The organism is Paenibacillus sanfengchensis (assembly GCF_036864765.1).
GTDB classification, from domain to species: Bacteria; Bacillota; Bacilli; order Paenibacillales; family Paenibacillaceae; genus Fontibacillus; species Fontibacillus sanfengchensis.
Map to the genome: position 1 here is coordinate 564,273 of NZ_JBAGJC010000001.1, position 16,567 is coordinate 580,839.

Sequence of the window (16,567 nt, forward strand, 5' to 3'; positions counted from 1 at the left end):
ACATGAACAAAACTGCAAAAAGTCACAGAAAACCATCCAAGTGGCGGAAATTAAAATGGTCGCTGCTGATTATCTTGGCCTTGATCGGGCTGTCGATCGGCTCCGGATTCACTTACGAAGCCATCGCTTCGAAACAAGCCGCCCGGAATTATCCGCCTCCGGGCAAACTGGTGGATGCGGGCGGCTATAAGCTTCATCTCGTCAAGGCCGGCACCGGCTCCCCCACAATTCTAATGGAAGCGGGAAGCGGTGAAACCAGCCTGTCTTGGCGCCAAATCCCTGAGGAACTGTCCAAATTCGCCACCGTCGTAACATACGACCGCGCGGGTTATGCCTGGAGCGAGCCGGCCAACACGGAACGCACCGGCGAGAATATCGTCCGGGAACTTCATACCGCTTTAGAGAAAGAAGGGATCCATGGCCCCTATCTTATGGTCGGCCACTCGCTGGGCGGCATGTACGCCCGACTCTTTACCGAAACCTACCGGGACGAGGTCGTCGGCCTGGTTCTTATCGATGCAAGACCGGAAGACGACGCTCGCGATACCGCGGAAATATTGAAACAAGGAGGATTTACCGGTAATCCCCAGGCTTCGACGCTCAAGCTGATCAAGCACTCGGGTCTGCTGCGTTTATTTAGAGACACATTGTTGGAAGGCCAAGTCCCCAAGGAGGACCGGGACCGGTTTCTTAACGTGATCGCCAAGGACAGTTATTTCGAGGCAAAAGATGAAGAAGGAAATTTGGCCTGGACGACGGAGGAAGCCCTGCGTGGCCAGCGCTTGGGGAACTTGCCGGTGCGGGTGATCGCCCGGGGGTTGCCGCAGAACTATGCCCAGGCAGGCATTTCGGAGGAGAGCGGCCGGAAGCTTGAGGCCATTTGGCAGGAGGGCCAACGGAAAATGCTGGACATTTCCACGGACAGCCAGCTCATCGTCGCGGAGCGAAGCGGTCACATGGTCATCCATGACCAGCCCGAGCTGGTGGTTGAAACGGTCCGCAGTTTATTGAAGTAAATGGAAAACGCGGCTCCGGGAGATATCTCCCGGAGCCGCGTTTTTATTCTCGTCGGCCGTAAACAATAATTCTCATTGGCATCGAAAATGGCGTATTGATCGGTTTGTGCTCGCTGAGCTTGTAAGGCCCCGTACCGTTCCGTTGTAACCGTTCACGCGTCCTTGGCCTCCCCGTTGAGGAAGTACTAACCAATTCGAACAAGTGTTCATCGATGCCTTCGTGCTCACGACATGGGTTGACAGCTTAATCCAGGAATGCTGGCTTGCGTTTCTTTGCACTGCATCGATATTCCGCGTTACCGCCTCCGCGTTAAACGGCTCCCCGTCATAAAAGGTCACCCTTTGTCGCGATATACGCTGGAGAAGGCGAGGCACCCAATTAACGGGAATTCCTCCCGTTAAAAAGTGGTAAGGTGTGCAGACTCGTTACCCTCGGTGGCGTTTTGAATCTCTATATCAGGCAGACCAAACTGTTGATATCCACACGACAATCCTAACAAGGAACTCACGAAGGATAAGCCAGACGGGGCAAAAAGAGACAACCTTTTTTGATTCTGCGGTTACGATCGGGTTTTCATGCTCTGCATGAGCTCCTCGTTCCGGAATTCTTCCCACCATTGCAGCAGTTCCTCCGGCTCCACGTTCCGTTTTTGTTCCCGGGCCTGCCGATGGACTCGGCGCAGCAGCTTTTCCGATGTAAGGGCATCGGCGACGATCCCTTTGCCCGCCAGCACATGCCGGAGGGAGCTTTTCCCCGAGTGGGTGCCGAGGACGATCCGGTGTTCCCGCCCAAGTTCCAGCGGATCGAAACTTTGATAGGTTTCGGGGTTTTTGGCCAGCCCGTCGACGTGTATTCCGGATTCATGCGAAAAGATCATCGTTCCCAGGATCGGTTTACCCTCCGGGAGACGCCGGCCGGACGCCAAAGCCACGGTTTCTCCCAGCGCTTGAAGACGATCCGTCTTCACCCCGCACTCTCCCCCGTAAAGATGGCGCCAGGCCATCACCACTTCCTCCAGCGGAGCATTGCCGGCGCGTTCGCCAAGCCCCGTTGCCGTCGTGCTTGCCCACACCGCTCCCGCTGCCAGACCGCATAATGTATTCGCCGTAGCCAATCCGAAATCATTGTGGCAGTGCACCTCCAGTTCCACATCCGGCGGTATATCGGCCCTTAACCCCGCTATCGCATTCCCCATGCTCGCCGGATGATGCAAGGAGAGCGTGTCCGCATACCGGAACCGGGTAATGCCAAGTTCCCGGTACAAGAGAAAAATCAGTTCCCGCAAAAAAAGGGGGTCCCCGCGCGATGCGTCCTCCAAGCCGACCGATACGGTCATATTCATGTTCCTGGCGTATTCCGCGGCCTTCAGAACCCGGCACAAAGCTTCCCGGCCGGACCAGCCCAGCTTGGAGTTCAACTGCACCGGGGAGACCGGGATGGAGAGATGGCACCAGGAAACGCCGGTCTCCCGGGCTTTGTCGATATCCTGCGGCAGAGCCCGGTTCCAGGTCATCAGCTTGACCGGCAGCTCAAGTTCCGCCATCGCGGCGATATGACGCTGTTCTTCCTTGCCCATGGCCGGGATGCCCACTTCTGCCTGCTCAACGCCGCATTCGGCCAGGAGGGTAAGGATGTTCAGCTTCTCTCTGAGCGTAAAGGACACCCCGGCCGATTGTTCCCCATCCCGGAGCGTCGTATCACAAATGCGCAGTTTTCTCACGATCTCCCCTCCTTTCTCCGAAAGCCGGTTTAACCGCCGCTCCCCTGTATCTTTCTGGCTTTCTTACCCTGGCATCAATGGCATCAACCCTTATCCGAATTAGCGCATCGCTCACGCGTCGCATTTCCGCAGCATTCGCACCCTGCTCTTCGCTTCACCTTAAAACAGAAGCTCCGCAGATTCAGCGTATTTATGCGGTGCATGACGCCAAGCGCCGGTTCTCCGATCCCTGTGATCCACTTTATTGCTTCTATCGCGGCCAGGCAGCCGGCGATGCCGGAGGTTGCCCCCAGCACCGGAAACCCGAAAGGCTCCCATTCCGGGCAACCTTCGGGATAAATGCAGGCAAGACACGGCGTTATCCCCGGAACTATCGTCGTCAGCGACACCTCAAAGCCATACATGGCCGCCTCCACCATCGGTTTGCCATAGTTGACGCAAAGCCGGTTCAATTCATACCGCTCCGGGAAATCGTAGCGGGCATCGATCACGATATCCGCCGCTTCGACCCAAGGCTTTGCGGTGTCGTACTCGATCTTTACCGGATAACCTTCGAGCCTCACATGCGGATTTACCCGGCGGAGCTGCTCCAGCGCCGTATCGATCCTCGATTCGCCGATCCGGAAGGAATCCATCAGAATTTGCCGGTTCATATCCGGCGGCCGGATGACCCCTTCGTGCGCGAGAATCAGCTTCCCGACGCCGGCGGCCGCCAGATAGACAGCCGCTGTTCCTCCCAGCCCGCCGATGCCCGCGATCATCACCGTCGCCAGCCCCAGTTTCCGCTGTCCTCCTGTCCCCAGCAATTCAAGCTGCCGGGCAAACCGTTCTTTTTCGGACCCGGCCAACATTTTCTCCGTCATGGTATGGAATCACCGTCCTTCGCTGCGGTTCGGCTCTTTTAAGAAAACAGAGGCAATTGCCTGAATCTCTCCCGGTTTTTCAGCCCTTCGCGGATACAGGAAATACCGTAGAGCCGCAGCTTGTCAGGCTCCGCAAACGGAAACGGAACGCCTCCGCGAAAGCTGTGGACCACCAGCACCGTCCGCCCGGAATAAACGAGCGCACGGCCAAAACCTTCCTCATTCATTTCCACCATGCTTTGAACAAGATCCCCGCTTACCTTCTCCAAGGAGGCGGCGACCGCTTGAAAGAATACCGGAACCTGAGTCCGCAAGACAGGTAAGGCGCGGCAGCCGGACATCATCTCCGTTTTTTGTTCGGGGGTACAGAGAAAATGCCTGCCGATTCGCTCACCCCGGGGCAAATCCGCATCTTTTCCCCACGGATCAGATAATTGAAGAGACCGGTCCAGGTTCGATATAAACAAGTCCCCTAGACTTTCCTCGTCCCATCCGCTCCGGGCTCCCTCCCGAGCTGCGGCCTTCTCGTATTCCGCCATGACATGCCCTGAATTAGCAGCCCGTTCCGCCATTTTGCTTCTCTCCTTCCTCCTGAGGTTCTTCTTCATTAAAAATTTTGGCCAGCCACAGCGGGGGAGTGCCCCGCAGCATTTCCTGTAAACGCCTGAGTTGCGCCTCGATGCTGCTCCCTCCAGGCACCTTGACCGGCATAATCTTCTTGCGGGTTACGCGGGCTGCCGCCGAAGCGCCGATTTGCATCAGGAACACTAGAACACAATCCTCCACAGCCGCGATCCGCGCCGCGATCTTGCCGTGTTCATCCTGTCCGCTATCCGTGGGGATTCGCCGAATCTCCAGTAGCTCTGCCGCTCCCGACTTGGTCAGTTTGTAAATCGCAAACTGCCTGCTTTGGCCGAAATGGGCATTCACCGTCAAGCCGTCATCACTGGCGAAAGCGATCTTCATGACGATCCTCCTCCCTTCGAATCAGCAAATTGCCGGCCCGGTTCACCAGGTCCATCGCGCCCCGGTAGCCGACACTTACGCTCATATAGGATCCCAGCTCGTCGACGACCGGGAATCCGGCGGCCATGAAAGCGGACTTCATACGCCTGGCCCCCTTTCTTCCGTGGCCGTTGCTGATCCAGAGGTCGGCCCCCCGGCCCAAGGTTTCGGCATCGTCCAGATCGCCGATCCACACCTCTTGCTCCGCTTCCTTCAACAAGGGGGATTCGCACGGCGCGACCAGCCCCTTGATCTTCACGCCCATCTCTCCGAGCCAAGCCGCCATCGACAGCGCGTGGTCCGGCTCCAGCGCGACGACCGCCGAAACTCCCGCATAATGGAAATGAGCGTCCAGCATGCAGTCGAGCAGGTTCTCACGCTGCCATCGATACCGCAGTGGTACCGGTATCCCGCTTAGTTGCTGCAGGAATGAAATCAGCTCGTCGGCGGCAGCGAGCCCGTGCATTCCGGGAATTACTTTATAGGGAATACCGGCGGCATGTTGCAGTCTTCTTGCCGGACGCTCCATACTGGCTCCCATGGCGATCGTATAACGGGAACGAAGCATCTGCTTTAAAGCATCCAGCGGCACGCCACCCCGGGTCAGCGGGGAGAAACCTGTCAGCAGATGGCCGGACAGCGAGGTCGACAGATCCGGAAGCGTAATGACTTCAAACCCGAAATCGCCAAGGATTTCCTTTAACTCCATCACATCGCCTGGAGTCAGGCATGGCCCCGGAAGCAAGTTGACCTGACCGGTGATGGGTTTGCCGGGAGGTTTGCCGCTGTGTCCCTGGATGACCGCGTCGATGATACCTTCGACGACCGCGCTATATCCCGTCTCCAGCGATCCTCCTCCGAAATCGGGCAGCGTCACGGGAACAATGAGGCAATCGCGGGGAGCGCGCTCGCGGATATATTTTTTCACGCACGCCGTGTAGTCGGTTCCCGATACATCCGTAAGCTCCGTACCGATGACTGCGATCAGATCGGGACGATGCTTGGCAATTACGGTGTTCAGCGCCTCTTCCAGGTTGCGGTCCGCGTCGAAGATGACATCCATCTCCTGGAGCGCCGACGTCTGAACCGCGATAGGTTCGCGAAAATGGCGCGTAAGCAGCGATTTGGAAAACGCCGAACAGCCTTGGGCCCCATGAAGAAGCGCGATCGCGCGGTAGCAGCCTTGCACGGCCAGCACTCCGCCGAGAGACGGACCGATCGTCAAAGGATTCACCGCGACCGGTTTTGCCGTTCGCTTAACGCCCATAAGCCTTCCCCGCCTCCTCCCAAGGTGCCGCTCGCTCCGCCAGCTTCCACACCGGATGCTGCAAAGCGTGCCGGATTTGCTCGGCGAGCCGCAATAATCCGTCATATCCCGCATAGGCTGTATGCCGTTCCTGATTGATGTCCACGAACGGAATCCGTTCCTTCAGCGAGACATACATATTTCGCCCGCCCGCGATGATCATGTCCGCTTTCCGGTCCTTGACCGCTTTCAAAATCCGCTTGGCTCCGCCCTCCGCGATGAACTCCGCGTTCTCCCCGATCCGGTCCACGATCCGTCCCACATCCTCGGCCGTGCTTTTATTCGTTCCCACGCCGACGACTGAAATGCCGAGCTCGTTTAATGCCGAAATCACGGACCAGCTTTTTACGCCGCCCGTATACAATACCGCCTTCTTCCCCTTGAAAAGCCTGCGGTATGGCTTTAACTCCTCCGCCACCCTCGCTTCCTCGCGTTCCACGAGGCGGTCCACCTTCAGCTCCGTGTCCCTGTCGTTCAGCAAATAAGCCATTTGGCGCAGTGAATAACTGGTTTCCTTGGCACCATAGAAAGAGCCCTCAAAAAATGGAATACCATACGTTTGTTCCATTCGCTTCGCCAGGCCCAGCAAAGCCCGGCTGCAAACGACCATATTGACCCTGGCCCGGTGAGCCCGGCCGATTTCTTCGAACCGGCCGTCGCCCGTAATTCTGGACCGGATCGATAGTCCCGCGCGGTTCATCAGCTTTTCGATCTCCCACATTTCACCGGCGATGTTATACTCGCCGAGCAAATTGATGCCGGATGGCGGCGACGTGTCATCCGGGTCGCTTCGGCCGATCACGTACTGCATCAGCGCTTCTCCCGCCAGCCGGTTCCCCAGATTTTTGCTCCCGACAAATCCGGGACTGTTGACGGGGACGACCGGCAGCCCCAGCCGGCTTGCCGCCTCGCCGCAAACGGCGTCCAGATCTTCGCCGATCAGCGCTGTAACGCAGGTCGCATACACAAATATGGCGGGCGGAGCGAACCGCCCCGCGATATAATCGATGCCCGCCGCCAGCTTGCCTTCGGCGCCGAAGATTATTTCCCGCTCGCTGAGCGCCGTGCCGAATCCGTAATCCGACAGCCGGGGACCGCTGGACAAGCTCCCCCGGCTCTCCCAGCTGTTTGCGATGCAAGACGCGGGCCCGTGGACCAAATGGGCGGCATCGGCAATCGGCAGCAGCGTGATTTGTGCCCCGTCAAAAGCGCAGCCTCCGGCGGACTCTCCCGGTTTCGGGCGCGGACAGGCTTGGGATTTCGGGCAAAGGTTCAAACAATCCGTATCGTGCGCAATTATTTTTGGGGCCGCCTCCATCCTTCACCACTCCCCTGACTCCATGTTGGTCAAACTTGTTTGCCTAACGAACCTTTATCTCACCAAATCAAAGCCGTATTCCGGCGCACGGTCATCCAATCGCTGAAGCACCGTATTCACGATCAGACTTAGTACGTTGAGGGTTCCCTGATACCCGATGATCGGGTAGCGGTGCATATGGTGCCGGTCAAAGACCGGAAATCCCAGCCGCACCAGCGGGATATCCGCATCTTTGGCCGCGTATTTCAAGTGCGAGCTTCCGATCGCCAAATCCACCGGATCGCTGATCAGCAGAGACCGCATGTGCCATAAATCACGTCCGATATACACAGTCCCCTCTTCTCCGTACGGACTGGACGCCAGCAATTGCTCCGCTTCCTGTTGGAATTCCTTGTCCCCGTTGGTACAGACGATGTGTACCGGTTCCATCCCCACCTCCAGGCAAAAACCGATCAGTCCGAGCAGCAGATCGGGATCTCCGGCCATGGCCACCCTTTTTCCGTGCAAATAATTATGGGAATCGGTCATGGCATCGACGATTCGCCCGCGTTCGTTGACGAGCTCCTTCGGCACCTCCAAGCCCGTGAGCCCGGAAATCGCCCGGATGAGCCGGTCCGTGGCAGAGATGCCGATCGGTGTCGGCATGGAGACGACCCGCTGCCCCCAGCCGCTTTCGATATATTCCAGACTTTTCTTTACCGCATATTTTTGCAGCGAAAGGGTTCCTACGGCCTTGGCCGCCTTCGGCACATCGGACAGTTTGGTCCCACCATAGTAATAGCTGTATTCCCCCGCCGCCGGCGAATCGAAATTGCCGCTGTGATCGCCAAGGATCGTATACCCGCCGCCAAAAAAACCGAGAATCCTCCTCAGTTCGGCAAAATTGCCGGTGTACGGTTCAAAGCCGAGCAACACATTCAATGTGGGGGAGTTCGCCTGAGGTATATCCGGGTCCCCTTCGCTGCGATCGTACAAGTAGCTCAGAATCGACTTCAACATCGCGTCATATCCCGTAATATGCGAACCGACAAAGCTTGGCGTATTCGCATAGGGAACGGGGATATCCATGGCGACCGCGCCTTCCTGCCGTGCGGTTTCGATGAAGGCGTTCAGGTCGTCGCCGATGACTTCCGCCATGCAGGTCGTGGACACGGCGATCATCCCGGGCCTATACAGCGCCATGCTGTTCTCCAGGCCTTCGATCAGGTTTCTCATGCCGCCGAACACCGCGCCGTCCTCGGTCATGGAAGAGGACACCGCCGGCACCGGCTCCTTAAAATGCCGCGACAGATGGCTGCGGAAATACGCCGTGCAGCCTTGCGAGCCGTGCAGGAAAGGCAGCGTCTTCTCGAATCCGAGCGCGGCCATCACCGCGCCGAGCGGCTGGCACGCCTTGGCCGGATTCACGACCAGGGAATTTCTCGCGAAATTTTTGTCCTTATAGGCGTCGGTTCTGGAGTAAGCGGCCGCCTCTGCCACCTCGGCCTGGGTGCATGGAGCTTCGAACGCTTTTTTCCGCTCCAGGAGGTCCTTATATTCCTCTTTTCGAAACAGATCGTTGAAATCTTGAATTTCTCGCTCCACACTCATACGCCCACCGCCTCTTCTTGCGGATGCTCCAGCAGTTTCCACACCGGGCTGTTTACGGTCATATCCATATCTCTCGCAAACACTTTAAAACCGTCGAAGCCGTGATACGGGCCGCTGTAATCCCAGGAGTGCATCTGACGGAACGGGATGCCCATTTTGTGATAGACGTATTTCTCTTTGACGCCGGCTCCCATCAGATCGATGTCCAGCTTCTGAGCCAGCTCCTCCAGTTCATAAGCGGACGGATCGTCGTAAATGATCGTGCCTTCCGTTAACTCGGGAAAAGTCCGGACATAATCGTCCTTGTGGGCGAATTCATACCCGGCCGCCACGATTTCCATCCCGAGGTCCTCATAAGCTCCGATCGTATGGCGCGGACGGAGTCCGCCGATCAGGAGCATCACTTTTTTGCCTTCCAGACGAGGCCTGTATTTGCGGATGATCGCGTCCATCTGAACCTGGTATTTGGAGATCATTTTCTCGCAATTGTCGCGGATTTGATCGTCGAACCGGTCCGCGATCGCCCGCAGACTCTCGATCGTTTTGGACGGTCCGAAGAAATTGTACTCCATCCACGGTACGCCATACTCGCGCTCCATGGTCGTGCACATGTAGTTCATCGAACGGAAACAATGAATCAGATTCAGCTTCGATTTATGGGCGATCGCCAGCTCGTTGAGGGACCCGTCTCCGGACCACTGGGCGATCACCCGAAGGCCCATCTCCTCCAGCAAAATCCGGGACGCCCAGGCGTCCCCGCCGATATTGTAATCGCCGATAATGCTGACATCGTAGGGCCCACTCTCCTCAAGTTCCCGGCGTCCCATCAGGAAATCGCGGATCGCATCGTTGGCGATGTGATGTCCCAGCGACTGGCTCACCCCGCGAAAGCCTTCGCAGCGGACAGGGATGATCGGAATCCCGATTTCCGCGGACATCTTTTTGGCCACCGCCTCGATGTCGTCTCCAATCAGCCCCACCGGGCATTCCGACTGGATCGAGATGCCTTTCGCCAAGGGGAACATCTCCTTGATCTCCCGGCAGATCTCCTCCAGCTTTTTGTCTCCGCCGAACACGATATCCTTCTCCTGAAAGTCGCTCGTGATTTGCATGGCCGTAAAATTGTCGATCCCCAGCGCCCCGCCGGCGTAATTCCGCCTGGTGCCCCAACTGTATTGACCGCAGCCGACCGGTCCATGGCTGATATGAACCATGTCCTTGATCGGCCCCCACACCACGCCTTTGGAACCGGCATAAGCGCAGCCCCGGACCGTCATGACCCCCGGGCGGGATTTCATATTGGATTTGATGGCGCATTTGCCGCAGTTGATCAAATTCTCGTCATTGATTTCGTAATGCCTGCTTCGATCCTTCCTCGCCTTATCGGGATAGGCTTCCAGGATGTCGTCGATCAGGCTCTGTCTGCCGCCGAGGTCCGTACTCATCTTTTCCCCTCCCCTATTCAGTGTGCCAATGAATTCGTATCCGGCTTCCGTTATTTCGGTTTAAACCGCTTTTTGCTGGCCGTTCAGTTTTTTGAGCTGGGTCTCTTCATCCTCGATCACGCCGAAGTTGATAAGCAGATCCTCCAGCTCCTCCATGGAAATGGGGGTCGGAATCGTCAGCATGTCATTGTGCAAAATTTTCCCCGCCAAAATTTCATATTCATTCGCCTGCGCATGCTCCGGTGCATATTGAGCCACCGTCATTCGGCGAAGCTCGGCATGCTGCACGACGTTGTTCCGCGGCAGGAAATGAATCATCTGCGTGTTCAGACGCCGGGCCAGTTCCGTAATAAGCTCATCTTCCCGGTCGGTGTTCCGGCTGTTGCAGATCAATCCGCCCAGGCGAACCCCACCGCTATTGGCATATTTGAGAATACCGCGGGCGATATTGTTCGCGGCGTACATGGCCATCATTTCGCCGGAGCAAACAATGTAGATTTCCTGCGCCTTATTCTCGCGGATCGGCATCGCAAACCCGCCGCAAACGACGTCGCCGAGCACATCATAGGATACGAAATCCAGTCCGTCATAGGCCCCTTCCTGCTCCAGAAAGTTGATCGCCGTAATAATGCCTCTGCCCGCGCAGCCTACGCCCGGCTCCGGTCCGCCGCATTCCACGCAAGCGATGTCTCCGAACCCTTGCTGCACCACATCCTCCAGCTCCAGATCTTCGACCGTCCCGCGTTCCGCGGCAAGATGGAGCACCGTTTGCTGCGCCTTCGTATTCAAAATCAACCGGGTCGAATCCGCCTTCGGATCGCAGCCGACAATCATCGTCTTCTGGCCGAATTTGGTGGCCAACTGGGCTAACGTGTTTTGCGAAGTCGTCGATTTACCGATGCCGCCTTTCCCGTAAAAAGCGATTTGCCTCATGTTACATCATCCTTTCGAAATAAGTTGTTTTGAAAGTAATAGCTGTATCGGCAGCTTTCGAGAATAAGCTGCTCCGCGTCCCCGCTTCGCACGATCGGCACGATGCCGGCTCGTTGCAGTTGCTTCCGGGGATGATCGCCGATGCCGGAACAGAGCAGAATCTGGCAGTCCTTCAGGATGGAGCCGATCTCCCGCAGCGTTGCTTCCTTGTCGCCGTTGCATTCCGCGCGCCCGTGACAGTAGGATTGGACTTTCCGTACGCCCAACAGACTGACGGTCTGACCATCGCACTCGTAAACCAAAAACTCCCGCGCATGGCCAAAATGCAAATTCACTTTCCCCGAACCTCGGGTAGCGACCGCAACTCGGGTAACGAATCGCCGGGCCGCCGCAACTTCCGATATCTCCGCGGACGAACCTTGCCCTTCCTCCCTCCTCAGCCGCCGCTGCCTGATTTTCTCCTCCAGTTGGGCTTGCAACTGCTCCCTCACTTCCAAATTCAGGGGAGGCGCCTGCTCAATGCTCTCCCAGGTAAAATCCGCGCTCCGGTCCTGGCCAAGCAAGCCGATGGCGTCGGCGCGGCACTGACGGCAGTGCCGCATGATCTTCATTCCCGCCCGTCCGCAGCTCTCCTGAAGAGCATGCAGCTCCTTGGGCCGGGGAGCCCGCTGTCCCTCTTGCTCGTATTGACTGCCCGGCGCGACGATGAGCGGCGTTACATTGTGCAGGGCCGCGCCCAGCGACTTCACGGCTTTGGACACCTCCGGGAGATGGGCATCGTTGATCCCCGGGATCAATACGGAATTGATTTTGCATAATACCCCCCGCTCGCTTAAGGCTTTCAGGCCGGCTAATTGTCGGGAAATCAGCAATTCCGCGGCTTCTTTCCCTTCATACCGGACACCATTCTCTACCACCCAGGCATAAACCCCGCTGCCGATTTCGGGATCAATCGCGTTGATGGTAAGGGTCACATGCTTGATTCCTAATTCCTCGATTTCGTCCAAATGCTGAAGCAGCGTCAATCCGTTGGTGCTAAGGCACAGGTTTACGCCGGGCACGCTTGATTTGACCTTGCGGAACGTTTCAAAAGTCCGGTCCGCGTTCGCAAGCGGATCGCCGGGGCCGGCAATCCCGACGACGGATAGCTGCATCAGTTGAGCGGCAACTCCTTTAACCTTTTTGTCCGCCTGCTCCGGCGACAGCACTTCGCTTACGACGCCGGGGCGGCTCTCGTTGACACAGTCGAACTTCCGGTTGCAGTACCTGCACTGAATGTTGCAAGCCGGAGCCACGGGAAGATGCATCCGGGCGAAATAACGATGTGCTTCTTCGCTGTAACAGGGGTGGCGGCTAACTTCTTCCTTTACATCGGAGCCGCTGCATCTTCCGGATTCCACGCTTCGTCCCCTCCCTTCTCTTGTCCTCTCATTTTTCACTGATGTCAGGTTTTGGTTTATTCCCGTGTATCGAATTACTTTTATTTACATTCATAATATTTACAAGCAAATTTTACGTCAATTAACTTCCCACGATGTTTCCTCGTTTTCAGCACTAGTTTGCAATTTTGTCAATTTACATGTTATATAACATGACATATACATTACCTGGAAACGGTTGCTAATCTGGAAATGGGTGAGTCATAACTGTCGGCTAAGCCGATGGCTTCCATCAGCCCCATAAGGGCAAGGCGTACAAACCATGTTTGCAGGTAAATTAGGGCCTGATGCGGCGCTATTTTGTCGAATGCAGCTTGGCAGGTCAGGCTTTCCGGCTGGCTGGTACTAACGCCTGAGGGAAGTCTAACGGATGTAACAGCCGCTATTTAACGAAAAGTACCCCTTTCGAAATTCTAGCGGTCGTGAGCGCCGTTATTTCCCTGGATTCCTTGCCCTAACAGCCTGTTTATGCCAAATAAGCGCTGTGGCGACCGTTAGAATGGGAAATCGGCGTTTTCAGGGCAAATAACGGCTGTGGCAACCGTTAGCGTAATTTTCGTCTGCGGCGGCGGTTAGGGGAAATGGGGCGCACCGGGATGCAATTTCAGTAAGCCCGCAGGATGAGCACCGTGATCTAACGGCTGCCACAGCCGTTAGATCACGAAAAATGACTACACTTACTTATAAAAAAGAAAAGGGGCTGTCCCCAAAGGTCATAAAATGACCTGAGGACAACCCCTTTTTATCATTATCCGACGAGATCACGAAGGCTTCAAAAGAAAGTTCCGCCCCACCCAATCCTGAGTAGTCATGGCTCCGGAAGAGGAAGAAAGCAATGGATTAACCGCTGGGTTTTTTCCGCGTTTTCTTTTTGCTTCTCCGCTTCGATTTTCTTGCCTTTTTCCACTTCCTCCGGCGATGTTTTGCTAGTGGACCCCTCCGGCATAACGTTCAAGCCAAACTGTTGGAGATCCCCACGACAATCCATGACACGATCAGAATGACGTTTCCCGCCAGCAGCCATTTTTTAGGCCCGGCAAAGCCCTTCCACTCGCCGTCCTTCAACCCCCAGGCATTGCTGACGATCAAGGCCAGGCCGTTGAAGGCCAGCCAACCGACGCTGGAGCCGATCGGCCCGAGCATAACGGTAGCCTTGGCGTAAAATCCAAGGGCGAAGAACCAGACGAAAGAGGTGACAATCGCTTTGAAATAAGCTTTGCCCGAGCCTGTTTTCGTGAAATCGCGATAGGTCCGGTTTCTGATCAGCAAGTAGAGAGCGTATACGAAATTCGCCACAAAACCGCCGGATAGCGCGACAACCCAGGGAATCAAACTGGCGTTAATCTCGGGAACACCTTGCTCCGCGGCAATTTTCAGCGTCTGACTGGCATAGGAGAAACCGATATTCATCGCCGCCGAGCCTAACCCGGCGAAGGAGGCCATGAGCAGTCCTTTGGACAGCCCTCTTCCTTGCTGCCCTCCCTGTTCGGGTTGCCGCTCCGATCCCTGCGTTTTCCTACTATTGTCCCTATCCAGTCCCGCCTTCGTAATGACAACGACGCCGCCCAGCATCACAGCCATCCCGATCAATAAAAGGACAAAGGAACGGGCGGGCGGAATGTTCCCAAAGATCAGCAGCGGAATCAGCGACCCCAGGGAAGCCGAAATTCCCATGTTCACGCCGTAGGTCAAGGAAACCCCAATCGTATCGACCGCTTTGCCGAACAGAATGGAGCTGACTCCCCACAGCAGGCCGCAAAACGAAGCGAGCACCAACACCTGCACCGGGGTTTGCCGAACATAATCCATGAAGGACGGAACCTCCAGCCAGGTCCATCCGATCGGAATCAGCAAAATACCGATCACCGAAAACAAAACCCAGAAGGCTTCCCAGGAAAAGGGCTGGTATTTTTTCATGCCTAATCCGAAACTGCCCTGAAACAAGCTTGCCGCCAGCAGCAGCAAAAATCCGTAAATCACCGTATTCTCTCCCCCCGGCCTCCAACCCGAGCGCCGAAACTTTGTTTATCCGATAAATTAACTATATAGATGAAAGCGAAAAAAGACAATTAAAAAAAATCATCGAATGGTATGATAATAGTTAGAAAAAGAAACTTTCAGATGGAGTGAGTCAAGTGGAGAACGGTACCGTCCTGCTTGTGGATGACGAGCAAGGCTTGTTGGATCTGTTGGCCTTTACATTACGGAAATTCGGGATCACTAACCTGTTAACCGCAACGACGGCGCAAGGAGCGCTGGAAATCATCGCTCGCCATGATATATCCCTGATCGTCCTGGATGTGATGCTCCCGGACGGTGACGGATTTGAGGTTTGCCGGCAAATCAGAATGATTAGCGAAGCGCCTGTGCTGTTTCTGACCGCCAAGAATCAGGATATGCATAAAATTACCGGGTTTGAACTGGGGGCGGACGATTACATTACAAAGCCGTTTAACCCGACCGAAGTGGCGGCGAGAGTTCAGGTTCATTTGCGCAGAATGGTCAAGCTGCAAACGCTGTCCAAAGCGGTTTACGATTTCGGGCATTTTAAACTGAACAAGCAAAGCGGGCAATTATTCGTTCAAGGGCGGGAAGTCTCATGTGCGCCGATGGAATTTTTGTTGCTTGCTTTCTTTTGCGAGCATCCCAATTTTATTTTTACGGTGAGCGAATTATATGAAAAAGTGTGGAGGCCCTATCAGGAGGGCGATGAAAAAACGGTGGTCATTCATATCTCAAGAATTCGAAAGAAGATCGAACCCGACCCCAGACAACCGCAGTTTCTCGTCAATATGAAAGGGTTGGGGTATAAATTGGTGAAAGAAGCGAGGAATGTTCTATGACGATTGTTCGGCGCTCCATGCTGCTGTCCCTTGTATTTTTGTTGGCTTCCGTATTTATAATCTCTGTCGGCTTTGTGGCCGCTACCGTTGTCATCATTCTCTTAATGCAATATATCCCTGCGCTTCATCTGCTTGATATCAAAGTTTACCATATATTAGTTATGGTCGGGGTATTAGGCCTATATATGTATACGGCGGGCTGGTTGATCGGCAAGCCGTCACTGGCTGTAGTAGGCTGGATGAAAGGCTTGTCCGAAGGGCAGTACGATTCCCGTCTTTATGGCGAGCGGTATGCCTTTCTTTGGAAAAAACAGCAAAAGATCAGGTTTCGCTATACCCCTTTCAAAGATATGATTCTTCGCCTTCAGGAATTGACCGCCACGCTTGAGTATAACCGCCAGGAACTTGAGCAGGCCAACGAAGTAAAAGAACAATGGATTTCCGGTGTATCCCACGACATAAAAACTCCACTCTCTTACATAAAAGGATATCTGGATGTAATGGCCAGCCCGCAAGTCGAATTGGCCAAGGAGGATGAGGAGCGAATTTTCCGATTGCTGCTGCAAAAAGTGCAAGATATCGAGGGGTTGATCCGAACTTTTCAGTTCAAGCGCGGAAAGCCCCGAGTGCTGAAGACAAGAAGCGATCTTGTCCGTTTCTTGAGAGAGCTAACGCTCGATGCGGCCAACAATCCCAAATCCGCTTCCTTTCAGTTCAGCTTCGAATCCCAAGTCTCCGTTTTGCCGTACTATTTTGACTCCAAACTTTTGAAAAGAGCGGTCCAAAATATTTTGATGAATGCCGTATTGCACAACCCGCCCGAAACGAGTATCGCCGTCCAGGTGAGAGCGCATGAAGACGTTCAAATCATTGTAACCGACAACGGTGTAGGCATGTCCCCCGAAGTCATTCAACGTCTCCATCACCGCCATCCGGGCGATATTCAGGATAAGGACGAGGGAATCGGCTTGTTCGTCGTCCAAGACTTGATCGGGGAACACCGGGGAAAGCTGGAGGCCCACAGCGTCCCGAAACAGGGAACGACCGTCACGATCACACTTCCGCTCGATGCCGTCAGGTAAATTCGT

The 16,567-nt window shown here is 55.3% G+C and carries 14 protein-coding genes; 3 read left to right on the top strand and 11 right to left on the bottom strand.

Annotated elements, in window-relative coordinates; translation table 11 throughout:
* The first annotated feature begins 2 nt into the window (after positions 1 to 2).
* Entirely contained in the window at positions 3 to 1,016 is a 1,014-nt protein-coding gene (locus V4U84_RS02620; protein WP_334076725.1) for an alpha/beta fold hydrolase, read from the top strand.
* A gap of 560 nt (positions 1,017 to 1,576) precedes the next feature.
* Here V4U84_RS02620 and V4U84_RS02625 read toward each other — a convergent pair.
* The 11 genes from V4U84_RS02625 to V4U84_RS02675 all read right to left on the bottom strand — a co-directional run bounded on the left by V4U84_RS02625 (position 1,577) and on the right by V4U84_RS02675 (position 14,616).
* Positions 1,577 to 2,737 (bottom strand): homocitrate synthase/isopropylmalate synthase family protein, encoded by a 1,161-nt coding sequence (locus V4U84_RS02625; RefSeq protein ID WP_334076726.1) that lies wholly within the window; start codon positions 2,735 to 2,737, stop codon positions 1,577 to 1,579.
* Between the two features lie 83 nt (positions 2,738 to 2,820).
* Positions 2,821 to 3,600 (bottom strand): HesA/MoeB/ThiF family protein, encoded by a 780-nt coding sequence (locus V4U84_RS02630; protein ID WP_334076727.1) that lies wholly within the window; start codon positions 3,598 to 3,600, stop codon positions 2,821 to 2,823.
* Between the two features lie 38 nt (positions 3,601 to 3,638).
* The gene (locus V4U84_RS02635) at positions 3,639 to 4,172 is read right to left on the bottom strand and encodes a DUF269 domain-containing protein (protein WP_334076728.1); all 534 of its coding nucleotides are present in this window, start codon (positions 4,170 to 4,172) and stop codon (positions 3,639 to 3,641) included.
* On the bottom strand, positions 4,153 to 4,566 hold the full coding sequence (gene nifX, locus V4U84_RS02640; RefSeq protein ID WP_334076729.1) for a nitrogen fixation protein NifX: 414 nt from the start codon (positions 4,564 to 4,566) through the stop codon (positions 4,153 to 4,155). Before nifX ends, V4U84_RS02635 begins: the two co-directional genes overlap by 20 nt.
* On the bottom strand, positions 4,544 to 5,872 hold the full coding sequence (nifN, locus tag V4U84_RS02645) for a nitrogenase iron-molybdenum cofactor biosynthesis protein NifN (RefSeq protein WP_334076730.1): 1,329 nt from the start codon (positions 5,870 to 5,872) through the stop codon (positions 4,544 to 4,546). The genes nifX and nifN overlap by 23 nt, the downstream gene beginning before the upstream one ends.
* Positions 5,862 to 7,229, bottom strand: a complete 1,368-nt coding sequence (gene nifE / locus V4U84_RS02650) for a nitrogenase iron-molybdenum cofactor biosynthesis protein NifE (protein WP_334076731.1) — start codon at positions 7,227 to 7,229, stop codon at positions 5,862 to 5,864. Before nifE ends, nifN begins: the two co-directional genes overlap by 11 nt.
* A 54-nt stretch (positions 7,230 to 7,283) precedes the next feature.
* Positions 7,284 to 8,819 (bottom strand): nitrogenase molybdenum-iron protein subunit beta, encoded by a 1,536-nt coding sequence (gene nifK / locus V4U84_RS02655; protein WP_334076732.1) that lies wholly within the window; start codon positions 8,817 to 8,819, stop codon positions 7,284 to 7,286.
* Positions 8,816 to 10,264 carry a nitrogenase molybdenum-iron protein alpha chain gene (nifD, locus tag V4U84_RS02660; protein ID WP_334076733.1) on the bottom strand — a complete coding sequence of 483 codons (1,449 nt, stop codon included), beginning with the start codon at positions 10,262 to 10,264 and terminating at the stop codon, positions 8,816 to 8,818. The genes nifK and nifD overlap by 4 nt, the downstream gene beginning before the upstream one ends.
* Positions 10,265 to 10,324: 60 nt before the next feature.
* On the bottom strand, positions 10,325 to 11,197 hold the full coding sequence (gene nifH, locus V4U84_RS02665) for a nitrogenase iron protein (protein WP_148450257.1): 873 nt from the start codon (positions 11,195 to 11,197) through the stop codon (positions 10,325 to 10,327).
* A complete protein-coding gene (gene nifB, locus V4U84_RS02670; protein ID WP_334076734.1) occupies positions 11,194 to 12,597 on the bottom strand; it encodes a nitrogenase cofactor biosynthesis protein NifB in 1,404 nt (467 codons plus the stop codon). The genes nifH and nifB overlap by 4 nt, the downstream gene beginning before the upstream one ends.
* A gap of 990 nt (positions 12,598 to 13,587) precedes the next feature.
* Complete coding sequence (locus V4U84_RS02675; RefSeq protein WP_334073226.1) at positions 13,588 to 14,616, bottom strand: L-rhamnose/proton symporter RhaT; 1,029 nt, start codon at positions 14,614 to 14,616, stop codon at positions 13,588 to 13,590.
* Positions 14,617 to 14,771: 155 nt separating this feature from the next.
* Here V4U84_RS02675 and V4U84_RS02680 point away from each other — a divergent pair, with 155 nt between their 5' ends.
* Together V4U84_RS02680 and V4U84_RS02685 are read left to right on the top strand one after the other, a co-directional pair.
* Positions 14,772 to 15,479, top strand: a complete 708-nt coding sequence (locus V4U84_RS02680) for a response regulator transcription factor (protein ID WP_334073380.1) — start codon at positions 14,772 to 14,774, stop codon at positions 15,477 to 15,479.
* Positions 15,476 to 16,561, top strand: coding sequence for a sensor histidine kinase (locus V4U84_RS02685; protein ID WP_334073227.1), 1,086 nt, complete (start codon positions 15,476 to 15,478; stop codon positions 16,559 to 16,561). The genes V4U84_RS02680 and V4U84_RS02685 overlap by 4 nt, the downstream gene beginning before the upstream one ends.
* The last annotated feature ends 6 nt before the right edge of the window (positions 16,562 to 16,567 follow it).